This window comes from Cohaesibacter gelatinilyticus (assembly GCF_900215605.1).
GTDB classification, from domain to species: domain Bacteria; phylum Pseudomonadota; class Alphaproteobacteria; order Rhizobiales; family Cohaesibacteraceae; genus Cohaesibacter; species Cohaesibacter gelatinilyticus.
The window spans coordinates 260,145-277,507 of the sequence record NZ_OBEL01000002.1; the positions used below are offsets into that span (position 1 = coordinate 260,145).

The window sequence follows — 17,363 nt, forward strand, 5'->3', positions numbered from 1 at the left end:
GACCTTTCAACAATTACAAAACTGTCCTTGGCACTGCCTTGATCATGGGAGATGACTGCCTTCACCGAATTATCCTTTTCTCACGGAAGAAGGGAATACGAGATACGACGCCGGTTGATATCAATGTCCAATCCGGCCCGGAGCTTCGGGTTTGAAACGATAGATCAGGTAAGGCGCTGCATTTTTGGCCTCTCCATTGTTAAACAAACCAGCTCGGGAGATTTGAGCAGCCGAAACATACATATATCCATCAAGCGCATAGCTGACACCATCCGGCCATGAGAGCCCATCGGCCACCGCATAGCGCCGGTATTTGCGTGTATCAGTTGGAATGATCCCAACGGCGTTGGTTTCCACTTCCGTGAGATAAAGATTGCCCGCCTGGTCAATCGACAACCCACCATTATTGGGCTTGTCGGCATAACGTTCCACCCGACTTTCCAAGTCTTTGCTTGAAAGGCTCTCATCCAGTAAGTCCGAGAACAACACGCGGTAGATAACCGATCCGTTCAGTGGTCCAAAGTAAAGCCATTCAAATTTGGCATCTGCGGCAATTCCGTCAGCCCCAACCTTGATCACAACCTGTCCACCCTTCCCATCCGGAACGGTCAGAGGCTTACCATCAACAACAATGGCACGATCTTCAGGTAAAGTAGAGACATGCCCTTGCAGCACACGACGGGTAGCACCGGTATGCATATCCACGATGACAAGAGCCGCTTTGGAACCATCACCACCCTGGCCGATTCCTTCATCAGCAATCACGAAAACACCATCTTTGTTATTGACGACAAAATCATTGTGTTGGCTTTCAGGCAGCGAAGCGGGAGCTGGAATATAGTAGATTTTTTCAAGTTGGTTCTTCCAGGTATTCCACCCCACAAGTTTCGGAATCAGACCATTGCGCTGCCCCATATCGAGAATCCAGACAATACCATTTTCGTCACCACGCAACCCCAACACGGAATCGAAATACCGATCTGTTCCATCTCGAGGCGTATTCCAGGAGGCATTGGGAAACGGAGTAAAGGAGGCTTTATCTTCATTCAATTCGGCCACACGGACATCAGGTGAGAAAAAGGGATGATGACTGTAAATAACACGATTATCAGGGGTGAAGGTGATATTCCCGACGGAGTGCGGAAGTTCGGCAAATAACTCTGCCTTTTTAATATCCTCAGCCACGACCGGCACAGTAAATCCCAATCCGATAAGCAAGGCAAATATATGATGTTTCATGTAATCCTCCCAGATTTCATCAGGCAATTCGTGAAAGTCGACCCAACTGCGCTCCAAATTCCCACCAGCTTCCAGATCGGCAGTTGTGAGCGATTTCAAGTGAATTGCCATGATTGACGAGAGCCACAGGGCCACTTGCTGCAGCGCATGCAGACATGCGAGGCTGCGGCAATATTGGACATGTGTGTTGCTCCCTGTAATTTGGGTCAGGCTAGAGAGCAAATGCCACTTGATCATCCATGCAACACGGAATTCACTATTTGGAAATTCCAAAGAAAAACCGGCAGTCGGCACAGCCGGTTTCCGCTTCAATAACAAGTCATGATCACTCGGAACGAGGACCTGCAATGACATCAAACGTCGCTGTTGCAAGGGCATTCTTGTGGTAGAAAAACCCGGCCAGTGCTGCAGATGCATTTTTGGGCAACTCAAGCGTCTCCGTTGAAAGTGCATAAACGGTATAAGTGTATGTGTGCGTCCGACCGACCGGAGGACAAGGGCCAAAGAAACCCGGTTGGTTCAGATCCGTATTGTTTTCAATGGCAGTCTCGGGAAGATCCGCGTTCAGACCGCTCGCCTCTGCGGGAATATCGTGGATGCTCCAATGCCAAAACCCGCTACCGGTAGGCGCGTCCTTGTCATAAAAGGTGACAGCGTAGCTCTTGGTTCCTTCAGGCGCACCTGACCAGATCAGTTCAGGGCGCAGATTTTGTCCTTTGCACCCGAAATTGTTCCAATAATAGTCTGCAGGTATGACTTGGCCCGCTTCAAGGTCAGGACTGGAGAGCACAAAGCCAGCATCTGCCAAGGCAGAACTCGCTGTAAGGGCAATCACAGCTGTGGTCACCAAAGATTTTGCGAACATTTCAATTCCTATCTGAATTAAAGGGTTGGTTCACAAAGATATTTAGCCCCAGCCAGTTGAAGCACCATCCCTTAATCCAAAAAGTCAGAATTTGGAAAATCAAAACAAACAACGCCAAGAGCATCGTTGATTGCGAAAGAGAACGATACTGCAGAAATCTTGATCCCGTCACCTTGCAAAGGTGACGGGAGAAGTTGGACGCAGGTTCAATTTGCCTGATAGATACGGATCTCGGGATCTGAGGCAAACAACGGAGCAAGCTTTCCGACGATATCCTTTTTGAACAGACTGCTCTCCAGATAGGCCTTTGCATGGGCCGCAGTATCAAAGCCGTGCAGAACCTGAACATCAGCATCGCGAACAAGAAGGCTTTTTTGCTCGGCTCCTTCAATCGTGGTCAAAAATGGCTTTTTATACTCGCTATAAATGGCAGCAGCTGCCTTTCGATTATCGGCATCGATTGCAACCGTAATCTCAAGATAAGCTCCCGGATCTGCCAGCGCCGAAGTAGCAGAAAATGCGATCGCGGCAGCAACAAGAAGTGATTTCATCAATATGTTCCTTCAATTGATTTGAGTAGGGAACACCCAAATTGAAGACAGATAGGCAACAAGAGAAATTCTATTTTCTAATGAACTCATTTGTTATCTGAACTAGTCTGAGCAGACTGCTGGCGATATGGTGGACGCGTTTCAACAAAAGGAGAGCTTTCTTCGAAAGTTGCTCGAAATATGAATTTTCAACATCTCAGATTCGCCATAGCGGTTGCTCAAACAGGGTCCTTCACACGAGCTGCCGATGCCTGTTGTGTCACTCAGCCGGCACTTTCCAATGCCATCGGACAGTTGGAAGAGGAGCTTGGTGGTCGTCTGTTCGAACGCACCACACGTTCGGTCACATTGACCGCATTTGGAACCCTCATGATCGAAAAGATGGAACAGATCGTTGCTGCCCGTCTTGATCTGCTGACAAGTGCCTCCGACTATCTGACCCGCGATGACAAGTTGATCCGGATCGGGCAGTCTCCGCTGATCAGTGCAGATTTTTCCCAATCCATGTTATCGCGCGCCAGACAATTTCAGCTGGATTTGGTCCTGACCGAAATGAACAAGGCCGATATCGGCCCGGCCCTTCAAAGTGGCACCATCGATGTTGGCTTATGCCCTGCTCCGCAAAACAGCACAACCCTGAAGTCCGCGCCCATTTATACGGAACCTTTGTTTGTTGTTTCCGATCAGAAAAACCAAACTCCGACCGGATCATCAAAGCTCACCGATATTGCCGGGCAAAAGATCCTGCTGGTACCGGATGATTGCGGCCTGTCAGACACTGTCCGTTTCCTGTTTCAGGATCAGAAGCTGACAATGGACGAATATGAAGGCCGGGCACTCGCCTATCATGTGTTGGAAAAATGGGCCCATCTTGGCATCGGCGCCACTGTGCTGCCAGCATCGCAAGTCACCCGAACAGACTATGCACGCCCGCTGAAAACGACAGACGATACATTCGCATCCATTCAGTTTGAGGCCCACTGGATGGCAAGACAGGAGACCAGATCAAGCTTCGACGCCCTCATGGCCTGTCTTGGCACTTCGCGCTAGAGCATATTCTTGTCCAAAAACCGCACACACTTGTCGGGAATATGCTCTGGCAACCGGTCGGTTACAACACTGAACATATTCTATTGATTGCGCGGATGGTTCTTGGCCGTGCGCTCATTGCCGCGCCGATAATTGCCGGTGATCCGAGCCATTTCCTGCTGCTGGCTGGCCATGTCCAGAGTCTCCATATCCTCCAGAAACCAAGTAGCCTTATCGCCCCTTAGCGTCGTCGCAGGCCTGCCATGATGGCTGATCTTGACGTCACCATTCTTGGCTCGCTTGAATGTGAACCCCAAATCATCAGACATCATCATGTTTCCCCGGTCCAATCCCGACAGTCTCATTTTGCATCGCCCAACTATACGTATCACACATCTCAAAACAACACCTTGATTTGGTCCGATATTTCAGCACACATTTAAAATCTCGCCAGCAGATCCAACGTCGTGCTCAACGCCGTATCATCGATGCCAAGATGTGTCACCCAACGCTGCCGAGCTGGCGTGCCGGAAACACAAATTCCATTCTTGTTCAGATAGCCGGAAAACCTGTCCTGTATCGATCTGTCGATATCGCAAAACACCATATTCGTTTGGGGTGATTGAACGCTCAGTCCTGGAATATCGGACAAGGTCGCGGCAAGCTTGTTTGCCCGCATATGATCGTCCGTCAGTCGCCCCATATTATTTTTCAGCGCAAACAGTCCGGCAGCTGCAAGAATTCCGGCCTGCCGCATGCCTCCACCAAGCATCTGGCGATGCCTGCGCGCTGTCTCGATCATCTGCGCCGATCCCACCAGCACCGAGCCCACCGGAGCGCCAAGTCCTTTGGATAAGCAAAAACTGATCGTATCGCTATGATGGGCAATGTCGGAAACCGGACAGCCAAGAGCTGAGGCTGCATTGAATATACGGGCACCGTCCAGATGAACCGGCAAGCCCCGTTGGTTGGCCAGCGCGGCAACATCTCGCAAATAATCCAGTGGCAGAACCTTGCCCTCTATTGTATTTTCCAACGCGATCAGACGGACAGGCGCAAACAGGATGGAAGCTGGAAAGAGAGACGCCTCAATGTCCTTCAGGCTCAATGTACCATCAGGCTGGGTCTGAACCACCTGAGGCTGCACTCCGGCAACCATGGCCGCTCCACCAAGCTCTCGCAAATAACTATGTGAACGATCGCCGACGATATAGGCATCCCCTCGCTGGCAATGGGACATGATCGCAATCAAGTTGGATTGCGTGCCCGAAGGCGTCAAAAGCGCGGCTTCCTTCCCAAACAACTCGGCCGCAAATTGTTCGAGCTCTCGAACCGATATATCATCGCGATAATAATCATCACCAACCTCGGCCTTGGCAATAGCCTCTCGCATCAACGGGCACGGTTTGGTCACCGTATCACTTCTGAAATCCAGATCTTGTCTGTGTGTCATATCGTCAAATCCTTTGCAAATCTGACCTCAGACTGCCTGACGAGCATTGAAATAGGGGATTGAAGTTTGCATAATATTGCAATCCTGTTGCACAACAACGCAATAAATGAGCAAAATTCATGGATCGCATTGATCGAAAAATACTGACCCTTCTGCAGAAAGATGCCTCTATCGCCAACAACGATCTGGCAGATCTGGTTGGTCTGTCTCCCTCAAGTTGCCTTCGGCGGGTGCGCCAGCTTAAGGAAAAAGGCATCATTACAAAGATAGTGGCTCTGACTGATCCCAAAAAATTGGGTCGCACTCTCAAGGCCATCGTGACAGTCAAGCTCGCCGACCATGGAACCGTCGCCCGAAAGCAATGGCTCACAGACATGAAATGCGAAGTCGCAATCTCTCAGATCTATTCCGTCTCGGGTGAAACAGACGCAGTTGTCATGTTCAATCTGATTGACATGGAAGAATTTCAGGAACTTAGCCAACGATTGTTTGCAGACGACGAAAATGTGATTCAGTATCAATCCCTTTTCGTTCTGGAACAGCACAAATTTGATCTGGCTCTTCAGCCCTGACGATCAAAACAACCATTGGCACAACCACAGAAAAACAGAGCCTCGCATCTCATAAGCAAGGTTCGGCCCCATCAAATATGCAAACCAGAAAATTGCCAGAAAACTGGCTGAAGGAAACTACGGATGACCCGTATTGAGCGCCTCGCTCTTTATAGCGCCCTGACGGCGCTGACTGCTTTTGCCATTGATGGCATTCTTCCTGCCATGCCCTTGATCGAGACAGATTTCGATCCGGCCTCGGCTATCTCCGTCAGCAAGGTCATGACCACCTTCGTATTGGGCATGGCAATCGGCGAGCTGATCATTGGCCCACTCAGTGATGCTGCGGGCAGACGCCCTGCCGTGATTTTCGGCCTTGCCATCTTCACGATCGGCACCTTGATCGCAGCCTATGCCGACACATTCGATGCTGTGCTCACGGGACGGTTTTTACAAGGCCTTGGGGTAGCTGGACCAAAGGTCGGCACACGCGCCATGATCCGCGACCGCCATACCGGTCCGGACATGGCCAGGATTCTATCGATCATTTTCACCTTGCTGATCCTGGTGCCAATGATTGCACCCGCAATCGGAGCCATCATCGCCGCCATCGGCGGCTGGCGCGGTGTTTTCTGGGCCTATCTGATATTGGCAGTCCTGCTCGGCCTTTGGCTCTGGACCCGGCACCCGGAAACATTGATGCCCGACAAACGTACGCCCTTGCATCCTCGACGATTGGCAACAAATATCGCATCCATCTTGAAACGCATCGATGTCATGCCCCTTGTGATCGCAACAGGCTTCGTCTTCGGGTCCCAACTGGTCTATTTCTCGGTCGCTGCGGATCTGTTCGGTGTGCTCTATGATTTGCCGACATGGATGCCCGTACTCTTTGCCATTCTGGCAACAGGCACAGCCGCTGCCTTGCTCATCAATGTACGTCTGGTCAAACATACAGGCATGGAAGCCCCCATTCTGGTCGGTGTGCTTCTTCAGGGCCTCTCGGGTGGAGGGCTTCTGATCGCTGCAGCATTGACGGATGGCCATCCCCCATTGCTTGTCCTGCTTACTCTGGGCTGGCTCGGCTTTTTCGCCCTTGGTCTCTTGATCGGCAACATCAATGCCTTGGCCATGCGCCCGCTGGCCAATCTTGCGGGCCTTGGCTCCTCCATCATTGCGTCCTGCTCCAGCCTCATCGCCTTTGTCTTTGCCTCGGCGATTGATCTGATGATAGACGGTCCGGTTCTCTCCATCGCGCTGGCTTTCGCGCTGGCAGCGCCACTTTCCGCCATCTGCGTCCTGTTCGCCATCCCCAACAGCACCCGCAAACAACTCCTGCATTCCCTTCGCCTATCACGATGAAAACCAACCCGCTGTCAAATCATCCAAGCTTATCCACCTACCAGACTTTTGAGATAGGTGACCCGCACCATCTCCACATCCTGCACCGTGATGCTCCCGACATCGGGCAGGAAGGATCGAAGCACGTCGAGGATGGTCTGGTTCAAATCCAACCGAACGCTTTCTTCCCGGCCCTGCATCAGCAGCAGCGTGGCATGAACAAAGCTCTGCGGCTCGGTGCCAATGCGATAATAATCGACCCGCGACGCCCGTATCTTGATATCCGCCGCATCAAAAGCGCTCTTTGCTGCCAGCACCTCAAAAAGCTGATCGCAGAGCTCTTGCATGTCGTAAGTTTGCTCAAGGCCTTTGGCAAACTCGATTGTCACATGTGGCATTTCTCTTACTTTCCCTGTCTGACATCATCGCGCTAATCACAACTCATCGCATCGCTGAGTTAAGTCGAAGTTGCGGCAGCTCACATTCATACCTAAACTAGCCGATGAACGTAAGGATACGACTCATCTCGAGGTATCCGGTTAACCCAAATAGGAACCAATATGAAACGTTTGATTTTGACCCTGGCGGCAACGCTGGTGGCATCCCCTGCTTTTGCCCATCTTGATCCCGAAGCCCATGGCTCGCTGGCGGCAGGTCTCTCCCATCCCATTTTTGGCCTCGACCATGTGCTTGCCATGATCGCCGTTGGCCTTTGGGCCGCGTCACTTGGCGGCAAAGATGCCATCTGGTTTTTGCCCTCCGCCTTTGTTGCAGCAATGATTGCCGGCTTCATGGCCGCACTGACCGGCCTGTCGCTGCCTTTCGTGGAGCCAACCATTCTGCTCTCCGTCTTTGCTCTGGGTCTGGCCGTGGCTTTTGCGCTGAAGCTGCCATTGCACATCGCGTCTGGCATTGTTGCGCTCTTTGGCCTGTTTCACGGCTTTGCCCATGGTGGCGAGCTGGGAAGTGCTGGTGTCCTTGCCTTTGGCATCGGCTTTGCCCTTTCCACCGCGCTGTTGCATATCCTTGGCGTTGCCGTGGCCTTTGGCACCAAGCGCATCCTGTCTGGCGAGAAAATCCTCAAAGCCCTCGGCTGGATCACCGCAGCTGGTGGTTTCTGGATCATCATCAGCGGATAAAAATCCATATGATTATCTGTCCGCGACAGGCTCTGTGCCTGTTGCGGATCATTGTTCCATCCTGTGACAGACGAGGGCCAGATCACCATGCATATCCATCAGCTCGATAAATGGAAACATGACCACACATTCGTGGACCTGAAAACCAGCCAGGCCAATGAAAGACGCACGCTCTATGTCGTCCTTCTGACCTTTGTCATGATGGTGGTGGAGATCGCCGCCGGGATGGTCTTCAATTCCATGGCGCTGCTGGCCGATGGCTGGCATATGGCCTCTCACGCCGGGGCCCTTGGCCTCTCGGTCTTTGCCTATCGCTATGCCCGCAAACATGCCAATGATCGCTCCTTCACCTTTGGCGTCGGCAAGGTCGAAATCCTTGGAGGCTATACCAGTGCCGTCATTCTGGGTGTGGTGGCCTTGTTGATGGCATGGGAATCCATCGACCGGCTTCTCAACCCGCTCGCCATTGCCTTTGAAGAAGCCATGATCATCGCCAGCATCGGTCTGGTGGTCAATCTGGTCAGCGCCTTCCTGCTCCATGGTGACGATGCTCATCACCATCATCATCACGGCCATTCTCATGGTCACCATCACCATGGTCACGCACATGACCATGCACATGATCACGATCACCACTCCCATGATCATAAAGCCACCGACCACAATCTGCGCGCCGCCTATCTGCATGTGCTGGCCGATGCGCTGACATCTGTGCTGGCCATCGCCGCGTTGCTGATGGGCAAATTCTTCGGCTGGAACTGGATGGATGCCATCATGGGCATCGTCGGGGCCATCGTTATCAGCAAATGGGCCTATGGGCTGCTGATCGATACCGGCGCAATCTTGCTGGACCGGGGGCAAGCACCGCACATGGAAGCCGAGCTAAAATCCAGAATTGAAGCAGATGCCGACAACCGCATCGTCGATATGCATATCTGGCATGTCGGCAATGGCAAACATTCGGCCATCCTGTCGCTGGTCACCCATTATCCAAGAGGGGCCGAGCATTACCGCAACCTGGTCAAAGACGTCAAAGGCCTCGCCCATGTCACGGTCGAGACCAATGTCTGCAACGACAAAGCCTGCATCCCGATCCCACAAGACCAGCTTTGACACCACATCCGCTCAATCAGTCATCCTGACCGTCTCTCTGCCAGTTTGCCTCAATCAATTGCGCGAATGCCCGCTGCAGTGCTTCTTCATCCAGATTGCTTCCAATCACGACCAGACGGCTGCCCTCCCAGCCTTCCGGCCATTGATCGAGCCGAAGGGTGGGATAGAGCCGATGCTGAACGGAATGGATGACAGCGGGAGAGGCCGGGTCATCGTCCAAGGCAACTAGTCCCTTGATGCGCAACACAGACATCTTTTGTGAGCTGATAAGGATGGTTAGAAACTGTTCCAGCGCCTCCGCATTCAGCGGCTTTTCACTGGTCAAGGCAAGGGCCAGAACATCCCCATGGCGATTGCGATCATGGTCATGATCGTGGTCGTGATGATGCCCGTGATGCGCGTGATCATGCCCGTGACCGTGATGATGATGATCATGATCATCCGCGCTTTCTGCCTGAAGCCATTTGACCACATCCTCGCCCTTGCCCAGGGCCGAATAACTTCCCAACTGGATCAGGCTGGAAGGATCAAACCCGTCCTCATCCACATCATGCAACTTCAGCTGCGGGTTGATCTGGCGCAGTCTGGCTTGCAGCGCTGCTTTGTCACCCTGATTGCTGCGCGTGATTACCCCATGATCGGCAAAGGCAATCTGGCGCAAGCTCTCCGGGTGGGCATCAAGGACCGGCTCGATGGTCTCGGCATCAATCACCGTGATAACACCAGACAATCGGAAGGCCTTTGCCACCCAATGATCGCTCATGGCACTGGCCTGAATGCCGCCGGGTATCAGACTGTTGATGATGGGAGCAGGATCGGCAAGGCCTGTCGTCTCGACAATCACCCGCTCGATCTGAGGGATCTCGCCCTTGCGTTGCTCCTCCAGCAATTCGGCAAGCGAGCTGCGCAAATCGCTGCCAATGGTGCAGCAAATGCAACCCGCCGAGGTGACCATCGGCCGCTCTCGCCCCTCACGAACCAGATCATGATCAATGGGCACGAGCCCAAATTCATTGATGACGAGCGCGGTGTTCTTCAAGGCCGGATCTTCCAGCATCCGGTTCAGCAAGGTCGTCTTGCCCGCCCCCAGAAAACCGGTCAGCAGAAATACAGGAATCTGACTCTTGGAACTGCGCATCCCTCGCCTTCTTTCTTGTTATTGTTATCACCTAGCTGAGCCGTTGCTTACGTCCATTTCGTTCAAAGGACAGATCTTCGACCACTAGGCCCACGCATGCGAGTGGAATATAACATGACGATCAACTTCCCTTCTCGCTCTTGCCACAACCGGCCACCAATCGTTGATAGATGACTTGCGCGGCGTCGCGAACTTCAGGATTGGTGTCCAGCAGATGCTCCTCGCCTTTCACTGCCGCCACCAAAGCCACAAAGAGCGGTGCATAGCGATCAGCAAAGCGAGTGGTCTGAAACCACTCAATCAAACGTTCCCCAAAATCACGCGAAAGGGCAACTCGAATAAGACGCTCGGCGTCATCGTCAAACGTCATTCCCTCTTGAGACAATCCTTCAGACAAAGCCTTATGCAGATGCTCCGTACCTTGGCCAAAATTCTCTGCATCAAAAGCAAGAGCCGCATCCATCAAACAGCGCCCGACCTGCGAGACGTCGTTCAACAGATCATAGGTGTGCTTTGCGTCCTCAAGCTTATCATTTGCAAGGTAAAGCCAGAAAAGATTGCTATTTGCGCATGCAGGATCTTGCTTCAATGCTTGGCGGTATAGAGCTTCGGCGCGTTGTAGGTTAAAATTATAATCAAAAAGCAGATTGGCAAGTTTGATTTCAATATTGGATTTTAGTGGTTCAGAATTTTCTACATCAATTTTATTCCATAAATCGAGGCTTTGTTCATATGCTTTGATGGCCGCCTCTATATTACCAAGATTCCGCAGAGTAAAAGCTTTATTGAACAGAGATATGGCGATTTGAGTTTGAATGACGGGCTCATCGCTATCCGCAAAACTCACAATAACATCGTCAAAAGCTTCCAGCGAGCTCGATGTATCACCCCACTGCGCTAATGTGGCAGCTTTATTAGACATAGCCTTGACCACTTCCTCTTGAATACGCAAGTCTTTGCTAGTTTCAAAGCGAGTGACAATTGAGTCATAACCTGCCAACGCAGAAGACAAGTCTCCACTCTGCCCTAATGTAGCAGCTTTATTGAACATAGTTTTGGCCACTAAATCTTGAACAGCTAATATCTCACTTTCCTCGAATTGTGTAATCAGGGTTTCATAGGCATCCAACTCTGCGGATTTCTCTCCGTTTTGCCTTAAACTGCAAGCTTTGTTGAACATTGCTATAGCGACAGGCACTTGAATGGTTGGTATCTCACTGTCTACAAAACGAGCAATCAAGGTTTCATAGCTTTCCAGTTCCGCTGATTTTTCTCCATCTTGCTCTAGAATGGTAGCTTTGTTGAACATAGCTCTAGCAACTTGCTCTTCAAGAACTGGTTCTCTCTTGTCCGCAAAGTGAAAAATGACAGCATCATAGCTTTCTAGCGCAGCTGATGTGTTTCCGCTTTGCCCCAGCGTAAAAGCCTTACTAAACATAGCATCGGCAACTTCCTTTTGAAGGGCTAGCTCCCCGCTCCCCCCAAAGCGGCTGATAATCGCCTCCAGGCACTCAAGCGTTGCGTTATAGTCAGCCGCTTTGTAGAAAGAAAATGCTTCTTTGTGCATCAACCGTGCTTCTTCAAGTTCAGTTTCAAATTCTATGTCATTGTTGGAGGTAACTGAATAGCTGTCTTTTTGAGCCTGCTCGAATGCCAAAGCAAAGTCTTTGGACCAGCGCTCGACCATGCCTGTTGCCTTGGCCTGCTTATGGATGTCGTCCAGATCGTTGCGGGAATAGAAGGTGGAGAGAAAAGCAGTCAACCAGCGCAGCTTTTGCTTGTTGCGGCGTGTGCCATGGCGCATCAAATACCAGATATTGAGAAAGCGCTCGGAAAGCTGATAGCCTGCATAGGAGCCTGAGGTTTCGACCTTCTCAATCATGCCGTCCTTTTGTAGGCGCGAGAGTTGTGCCGACAGGGTCGTGCTTTTCTCCCCCATCACATTGGCCAGTATCTTGGTTGTGATCGGATCCCAATGAAGCGCAATGGCGTCGATGATCGCCCGTTGTAAAGTGGTGTGATATTCCTCAACACGGGCCTTGTAATAGGGCGTCACATCATCAAGCAAACGCTCCAGATCTTCCATGGTGGTGTGGGTGTCAGTGATTTCCAAAAAGCGGTAGGTCAGAGTGAGGATCCGCGGGTTACCACCAGCCAACCGATGCAGAACACGCAGACGCTCTGGCTCGGATTGCAGAATATTCAGCACCCGCTCCCCTGTTTCTCCGCGCCGGACTGCGAGCGCACGCATACAGGTCTCAGTCTCTGGAAAGGAGAGCGGTTCCAGATAACTCGGCTGGAAGAATTCATAAAAAGCAGCGTCTCTTTTCGAGGCATCTTTCAAGGCTTGGGTCGACGCACCAATAATGATCGGGCCATCCCGTTCTTGCAAAGTACGCCGCAGAGACCAGCGCTCCTCCTTGCCAAGAGCTTCGATGATTAAATCAATATTGTCGATTAATAGCACCGCGCGTTTACCAAGGCTTCGAAGAGCATCACAGAAAAGCTCGGCCGCTTTTGTCGCGTCAGACCAACCCTCCGAGACAAGGGAATCATCAAGCTTAGCCGCCAGCTCGTCCATGTCATTGCCCTCGGCCCATTCGGCCAGAGCATCCGCACAATTTTGCCAAAAAACATGCAGGTACCGTACGTTATATTGCTCTTCGCGAAAGCTGAGGGGGATGAATTTCGCCGATAGATCAGAGTCTGCCCCAATTTCAATAGCCAATCTTCGCAAGAGCGACGTTTTGCCCATTCCTCTTGAGCCAATAAGCACCTGATGCTTGGCGTCAGAGGCTGATTTATTGGCACCAAGACGGCGGCAGAGTGTGTCGAACGTCTCTTTTCTCGCGACAAAGTTTGCGACAAAATCTTCGTCGCTTAGCAGCATTTGATTATAGAGCGAAGGAGGGGACGCAAGGGTCATTCGGCTTCATACTCCTTCCAATAGCGGCGAACGAGACCGGAGCGGAAACAGAAGCGCTCACCAACCTTATGCACCAATCCATCATTTTGCAGAACATCCAGCACTGACTTCACCTTCTTCGACGGCTGTGGGTCATTGCTGGCGATCAGAGTATCAATTTCTTCACCATCGGGCGCTTGGCAAAGAGCATGCAGAATGGAGACTGCGATCTTCTTATCGGACTTTGGCAGGTTCTTATCAATATGCTCCCGCCAGATGGCAAAGTCACCTTTGCGATCAGGTTTAAGAAGGCGCTCAAGTGCAGCCTCAATATCGGACTTGCTTGCCTGACGCGCATTTTCTTTTTTGTCACCGGACGGTTTCACCTCGTTGCCCACCAGTTCCAGATAATAAGGGGCAAGCCAGCCGATTTCTCTGAACATATAATCAAGGGCTTTTTTGTCCGCACAGAACGGACAGGTGAGCGTTTTTTGTGTTTCCGCGTCACAAATGAATGAATGTGCTTCCTCTTCCGTGAAAGGCTCCAGAACAAAGCGTTGAAAATCGACAAAAGCGCCGGTCAGACCATATCGCTCTGCAACGGCATCCAGACCTATGGAACCGGTATAAAGCCAGCGCACATCTTTATGCTCACTTTGGATGCGGCGCAGCTCATAAAAGAAATTCTTTGCAACTTTCTTTTTCGCCTCGGCAAGCTCCAGAACAAAATAGGCGATTTCATCGACGAGAATTGCTGCTTTCTTTTCCTGTTTGGATAAAGCTGCGATCAGGGCATCCAGAAAATCAGCCGGGCTTAAAGAACCAAGTGCATCCAAAGGCTTGCCATTCCAATCTCTGGAGGCGAGATTTTCAACTCGTTTTTTGAAGCTAGTCCAGGCGCTATCCTGTAGCGGCAATTTTGATTGGATCTTTCTGCACAGCTGCTTTGAAAATTCATCTGGATCAGAGATACCCTGAACATCCAATTCAACGATCAGCCAGCCTTCGTTGCCCATATCCTCGGCCAGCTTGTTTATGGTCCAGGTTTTACCGATCCGGCGCGGAGCTGGCATTTGAATATTTCTGCCAGATTCAAGCTTGCGCTTCAGGCTCGCTCTTTCCATCGGGCGCGCATGGGGAGGGATTTGCGACTGCATTTTAGACCTCAAAGAATAAATTCAAAAATGAATTAATTCACTATTGAATAAATGCAATAAAGAAAAAGTCAAGAGAATTGCAGATTAAAGTTGTTTTTAGGAATGATCGACACATAAATTCAATTATTGATTGTAGAAAACACTTGGCGGATATGGCATTTAGCGCCACTCGATAGCCAGCCATACATCACAGCTACTCCCCCACTCACTCCTGCAACACACCACTATTCCGGGCCAGACTATCAGTCAGCTTCTCATAAACCGCACGAAAGCAGGCGATGCCATAGCCGTGGCGGGCGGCTTTCAGATGGGCGGCGACAAATAAAACTCAGCCATAACGAACGAGAGCCTGTGCGATGAAGGATGTTCATCACGCAGGCTCTAGCTTATCAATGTTCAACGAAGCAGGTATTAACCGTTGTTGCGGTTTCGTATTCCGCAATAGTCAATCCATCCCTGACTGCCATGGGCCTGGATCATATGCCGGGCACCATCGTGGGCGCTTCCGTGCCTATAGTTTGTGGTGAAATATTTCCCGCTGCCTCTACCCGTACTGCAAAAGAGATAATATTTGCCGCCACTATTCTGCCCCTTCCAAGCGGTTGCTTTTGCCTTAACGCCGCTACTAGGGCTGACAACGATATATCTCCAGTCTGTGGCTGACGCATATGTACTTGCTGACAAGAGCGCAGCCAAAGAAATGGACGCACCGGCAAGAACCGAAAATACTTTTTTCATGACTAAAACCTTCTTCCAGAATATTCCCTGAAAGCATCCTATCTCATTGAAAATACTCATCAATACTACAGATGTACCCTCACATAAGCACCAATACCAATGAGGGAAAGGCATGAGCCATTATTCCTCCCTCGCAAACACAAGGAAGGAGAAATCCGAGACAAAGTATCAGCGGCCAGAAACGTCTCACCTCTCAGATTTGACCTGCAATTTTGCCGTTCAATTTTGCCACCCAGATTTGACGTTTGGGCGAGCCCGTATGCCTATTGCCCGGCAACCGGATTTCGATAGGTGATTACTTCAACCTTGGCGCTGTTTGGATCGTTGCAGAAATGGTCCTGCCCATCTGACCAGATGCGAATTTTCGTCGCTCCGTTGAAATCAAATTCCGAGCATCCCTGATGGGACAGAAGCTGATATTTCTTGTTGCTGTTTGACACAGTCATCTGAACCGATGCTTCGGCCTGAAAGATTGACACGGAACCAGAAATCACGGTGCAGGTCACCGGCATCTTGGCTTCTTCAGCAGGCGGGATCACCCATACCGTTCTGCCGGGACTGTAAAGAATGGTCGCGCTGTAATAGTCGCTGAAATTGGCAACCCAGCCCTGCTCTTCCAGCCGGTCCTGAACAAAGAAGGCATCGCTGCCAAAATCGTGACAGATCTGCACGCCCTGCGTGAAGCGTGCCTGGGATTGCTCTGCAGCAGCAGGCCCACAGACCAAGGCCAACATGCCCGTTACCACTAGCATCCGCATCATCGCGCACTCCTCTATTCAGTATTGATCTTGAATAGGTTAGCTCACATCCAGATGCCCCTCAAACCGACAAGGCCGGTTATCAAACCCCAAGATGTACTAGTACCCTCCCTCCTGCAACAGCCCTTTATTCCGGGCCAGACTATCAATCAGCGTCTCGTAAACCGCGCGGACAATTGTATCTGATTGGGTGAGGGATGCGCGGCTTTGATCGTGGAGTAGCTAAAGCTCTCTGATTTGAAGCGAGTTCTTATCCAAAAAGTGCTGCACCTTTTCGGAAACACACTGCAAAGGTCCATTTTCAACGCAGCAATAGCATTCAAGATCTACCATGCCGCAGATCCGATATTCTTTTCGTGCCGTCGCCGCATTGCCATTATTGATACATAGTATAAATTAATTGCACGCAATGACATTGCAACCCTATGTTGCTATTGCTCATTTCTTCCAGAGTGAGAAACGTCGACAGGTTCGAACACGTGTTGGCCACAATTCCAGTTAGGAGATAATATGTTCGGGAAACTTCTATTATTGGGAACCTCTGTTTTGATCAGCAGCTCTGCTGTTCTTGCAGCAAGCAATCATGCGACCGTTTCAGATGAGGTCATTGCCAAACAGCGCGAGACACTGGCAATTGCCACAAAAGGCAAGGGCTACGGCCCGCAATCCCCGCGTGATATCGATGCACATGAAGGTGCAAACATTCGGGCATTTGGCCCCGCTCCAGCTGTCAAACGAATGACACTTTGCGATATCCATTTCCATGAAAATGCCGAGCATAAAGGCGGTGAATTCACCACTTATGCCGGAAATGGAGACGGACATGGATATGGCACCGGCTTCAAATATGACAAGAAACTGAGTGATGCGGAACTGGCACCAATCGACATGACAGTCGGCAAAAGCGAGCACGGCGACCTACAGCCAGGCGACACGATTGAAATCCATTTCGTACATTCAACAGCGCAAGCAACATTGGGGTCCGGCCTCGGAACCTGCCTGAGCAAAACGATCGGCAATCCACAGCTGCGCGTGGAAGCTGTCATCGGCGTTCTCGTCTCTGAAGGGGGAGCTGATTTCCAGAAAATGGCTTCCATCAGGAAAAGCGGTGGTCTGAACCAGGTGCCACAATTGCCAAACAACCTTGGCACACCAGTCGTTTACAATGGATCAACCACCGGCCCCGGCTACAACGAAAAAGGCTCTCCATTTCAGGTAACCTGGAGCGTGCGTCCGAAAGTCGTCAAACTCAATATCGCATCGGTGGACGCCTGGTTGAAAGACAATCCGTTTAACGAAGATCATGCCCACGGCGTGCGCAATCTGGTTACAAATCAGAATTTGTTGTCAAAAATCAACTGACATATGGTTAGCAAGGGGCGGGCT

General features: G+C 51.0%; 17 protein-coding genes and 1 pseudogene. 6 read left to right on the plus strand and 12 right to left on the minus strand.

Going from position 1 to position 17,363, the window contains the following annotated elements:
- Window positions 1–120: 120 nt before the first annotated feature.
- From CRO57_RS11275 to CRO57_RS11285, 3 genes are all read right to left on the minus strand, one after another.
- Window positions 121–1,338 (minus strand): L-dopachrome tautomerase-related protein, encoded by a 1,218-nt coding sequence (locus tag CRO57_RS11275; protein WP_210200847.1) that lies wholly within the window; start codon window positions 1,336–1,338, stop codon window positions 121–123.
- A 226-nt stretch (window positions 1,339–1,564) separates the two neighbouring features.
- Window positions 1,565–2,104, minus strand: coding sequence for a YbhB/YbcL family Raf kinase inhibitor-like protein (locus CRO57_RS11280; RefSeq protein WP_097153550.1), 540 nt, complete (start codon window positions 2,102–2,104; stop codon window positions 1,565–1,567).
- 206 nt (window positions 2,105–2,310) lie between these two features.
- Entirely contained in the window at window positions 2,311–2,655 is a 345-nt protein-coding gene (locus CRO57_RS11285) for a hypothetical protein (protein ID WP_244580077.1), read from the minus strand.
- 180 nt (window positions 2,656–2,835) lie between these two features.
- On the opposite strand from CRO57_RS11285, the gene CRO57_RS11290 reads away from it, so the two are divergent.
- On the plus strand, window positions 2,836–3,705 hold the full coding sequence (locus CRO57_RS11290) for a LysR family transcriptional regulator (RefSeq protein WP_097153551.1): 870 nt from the start codon (window positions 2,836–2,838) through the stop codon (window positions 3,703–3,705).
- Window positions 3,706–3,785: 80 nt separating this feature from the next.
- Here the strand turns inward: CRO57_RS11290 and CRO57_RS11295 are convergent, their stop codons facing one another.
- Both CRO57_RS11295 and ltaE read right to left on the minus strand, forming a co-directional pair.
- Window positions 3,786–4,019 carry a hypothetical protein gene (locus CRO57_RS11295; RefSeq protein ID WP_244580078.1) on the minus strand — a complete coding sequence of 78 codons (234 nt, stop codon included), beginning with the start codon at window positions 4,017–4,019 and terminating at the stop codon, window positions 3,786–3,788.
- A 104-nt stretch (window positions 4,020–4,123) separates the two neighbouring features.
- Window positions 4,124–5,137: a low-specificity L-threonine aldolase gene (gene ltaE, locus CRO57_RS11300; RefSeq protein ID WP_210200848.1), complete on the minus strand. Its 1,014-nt coding sequence runs from the start codon at window positions 5,135–5,137 to the stop codon at window positions 4,124–4,126.
- A gap of 119 nt (window positions 5,138–5,256) precedes the next feature.
- Between ltaE and CRO57_RS11305 the strand changes: the two genes are divergently transcribed.
- Together CRO57_RS11305 and CRO57_RS11310 are read left to right on the plus strand one after the other, a co-directional pair.
- On the plus strand, window positions 5,257–5,709 hold the full coding sequence (locus tag CRO57_RS11305; RefSeq protein ID WP_097153553.1) for an Lrp/AsnC family transcriptional regulator: 453 nt from the start codon (window positions 5,257–5,259) through the stop codon (window positions 5,707–5,709).
- Window positions 5,710–5,832: 123 nt separating this feature from the next.
- Window positions 5,833–7,050: an MFS transporter gene (locus CRO57_RS11310; RefSeq protein ID WP_097153554.1), complete on the plus strand. Its 1,218-nt coding sequence runs from the start codon at window positions 5,833–5,835 to the stop codon at window positions 7,048–7,050.
- Window positions 7,051–7,079: 29 nt separating this feature from the next.
- Here CRO57_RS11310 and CRO57_RS11315 read toward each other — a convergent pair whose 3' ends face one another.
- Window positions 7,080–7,427: a 5-carboxymethyl-2-hydroxymuconate Delta-isomerase gene (locus CRO57_RS11315; RefSeq protein ID WP_097153555.1), complete on the minus strand. Its 348-nt coding sequence runs from the start codon at window positions 7,425–7,427 to the stop codon at window positions 7,080–7,082.
- Between the two features lie 162 nt (window positions 7,428–7,589).
- On the opposite strand from CRO57_RS11315, the gene CRO57_RS11320 reads away from it, so the two are divergent.
- Together CRO57_RS11320 and dmeF are read left to right on the plus strand one after the other, a co-directional pair.
- Entirely contained in the window at window positions 7,590–8,168 is a 579-nt protein-coding gene (locus tag CRO57_RS11320) for a HupE/UreJ family protein (protein WP_097153556.1), read from the plus strand.
- Window positions 8,169–8,255: 87 nt separating this feature from the next.
- Window positions 8,256–9,281, plus strand: coding sequence for a CDF family Co(II)/Ni(II) efflux transporter DmeF (gene dmeF, locus CRO57_RS11325; RefSeq protein ID WP_097153557.1), 1,026 nt, complete (start codon window positions 8,256–8,258; stop codon window positions 9,279–9,281).
- Window positions 9,282–9,297: 16 nt separating this feature from the next.
- On the opposite strand, the gene CRO57_RS11330 is transcribed toward dmeF, so the two are convergent.
- The 6 genes and pseudogenes from CRO57_RS11330 to CRO57_RS11350 form a co-directional block, all read right to left on the minus strand.
- The gene (locus CRO57_RS11330) at window positions 9,298–10,419 is read right to left on the minus strand and encodes a CobW family GTP-binding protein (RefSeq protein ID WP_141401226.1); all 1,122 of its coding nucleotides are present in this window, start codon (window positions 10,417–10,419) and stop codon (window positions 9,298–9,300) included.
- A 121-nt stretch (window positions 10,420–10,540) separates the two neighbouring features.
- Window positions 10,541–12,577, minus strand: coding sequence for a tetratricopeptide repeat protein (locus CRO57_RS11335; protein WP_244580079.1), 2,037 nt, complete (start codon window positions 12,575–12,577; stop codon window positions 10,541–10,543).
- Window positions 12,578–12,856: 279 nt separating this feature from the next.
- Window positions 12,857–13,345: pseudogene (locus CRO57_RS25375) on the minus strand (ATP-binding protein); the annotation flags it as partial.
- Window positions 13,342–14,481 carry an AAA family ATPase gene (locus tag CRO57_RS11340; RefSeq protein ID WP_097153559.1) on the minus strand — a complete coding sequence of 380 codons (1,140 nt, stop codon included), beginning with the start codon at window positions 14,479–14,481 and terminating at the stop codon, window positions 13,342–13,344. The pseudogene CRO57_RS25375 and the gene CRO57_RS11340, both read right to left, overlap by 4 nt.
- Window positions 14,482–14,892: 411 nt before the next feature.
- A complete protein-coding gene (locus tag CRO57_RS11345) occupies window positions 14,893–15,219 on the minus strand; it encodes a hypothetical protein (RefSeq protein WP_141401227.1) in 327 nt (108 codons plus the stop codon).
- 263 nt (window positions 15,220–15,482) lie between these two features.
- A complete protein-coding gene (locus CRO57_RS11350; RefSeq protein ID WP_141401228.1) occupies window positions 15,483–15,980 on the minus strand; it encodes a hypothetical protein in 498 nt (165 codons plus the stop codon).
- Window positions 15,981–16,487: 507 nt separating this feature from the next.
- Here CRO57_RS11350 and CRO57_RS11355 point away from each other — a divergent pair.
- On the plus strand, window positions 16,488–17,339 hold the full coding sequence (locus CRO57_RS11355) for a delta-class carbonic anhydrase (RefSeq protein WP_097153562.1): 852 nt from the start codon (window positions 16,488–16,490) through the stop codon (window positions 17,337–17,339).
- Window positions 17,340–17,363 lie beyond the last annotated feature (24 nt).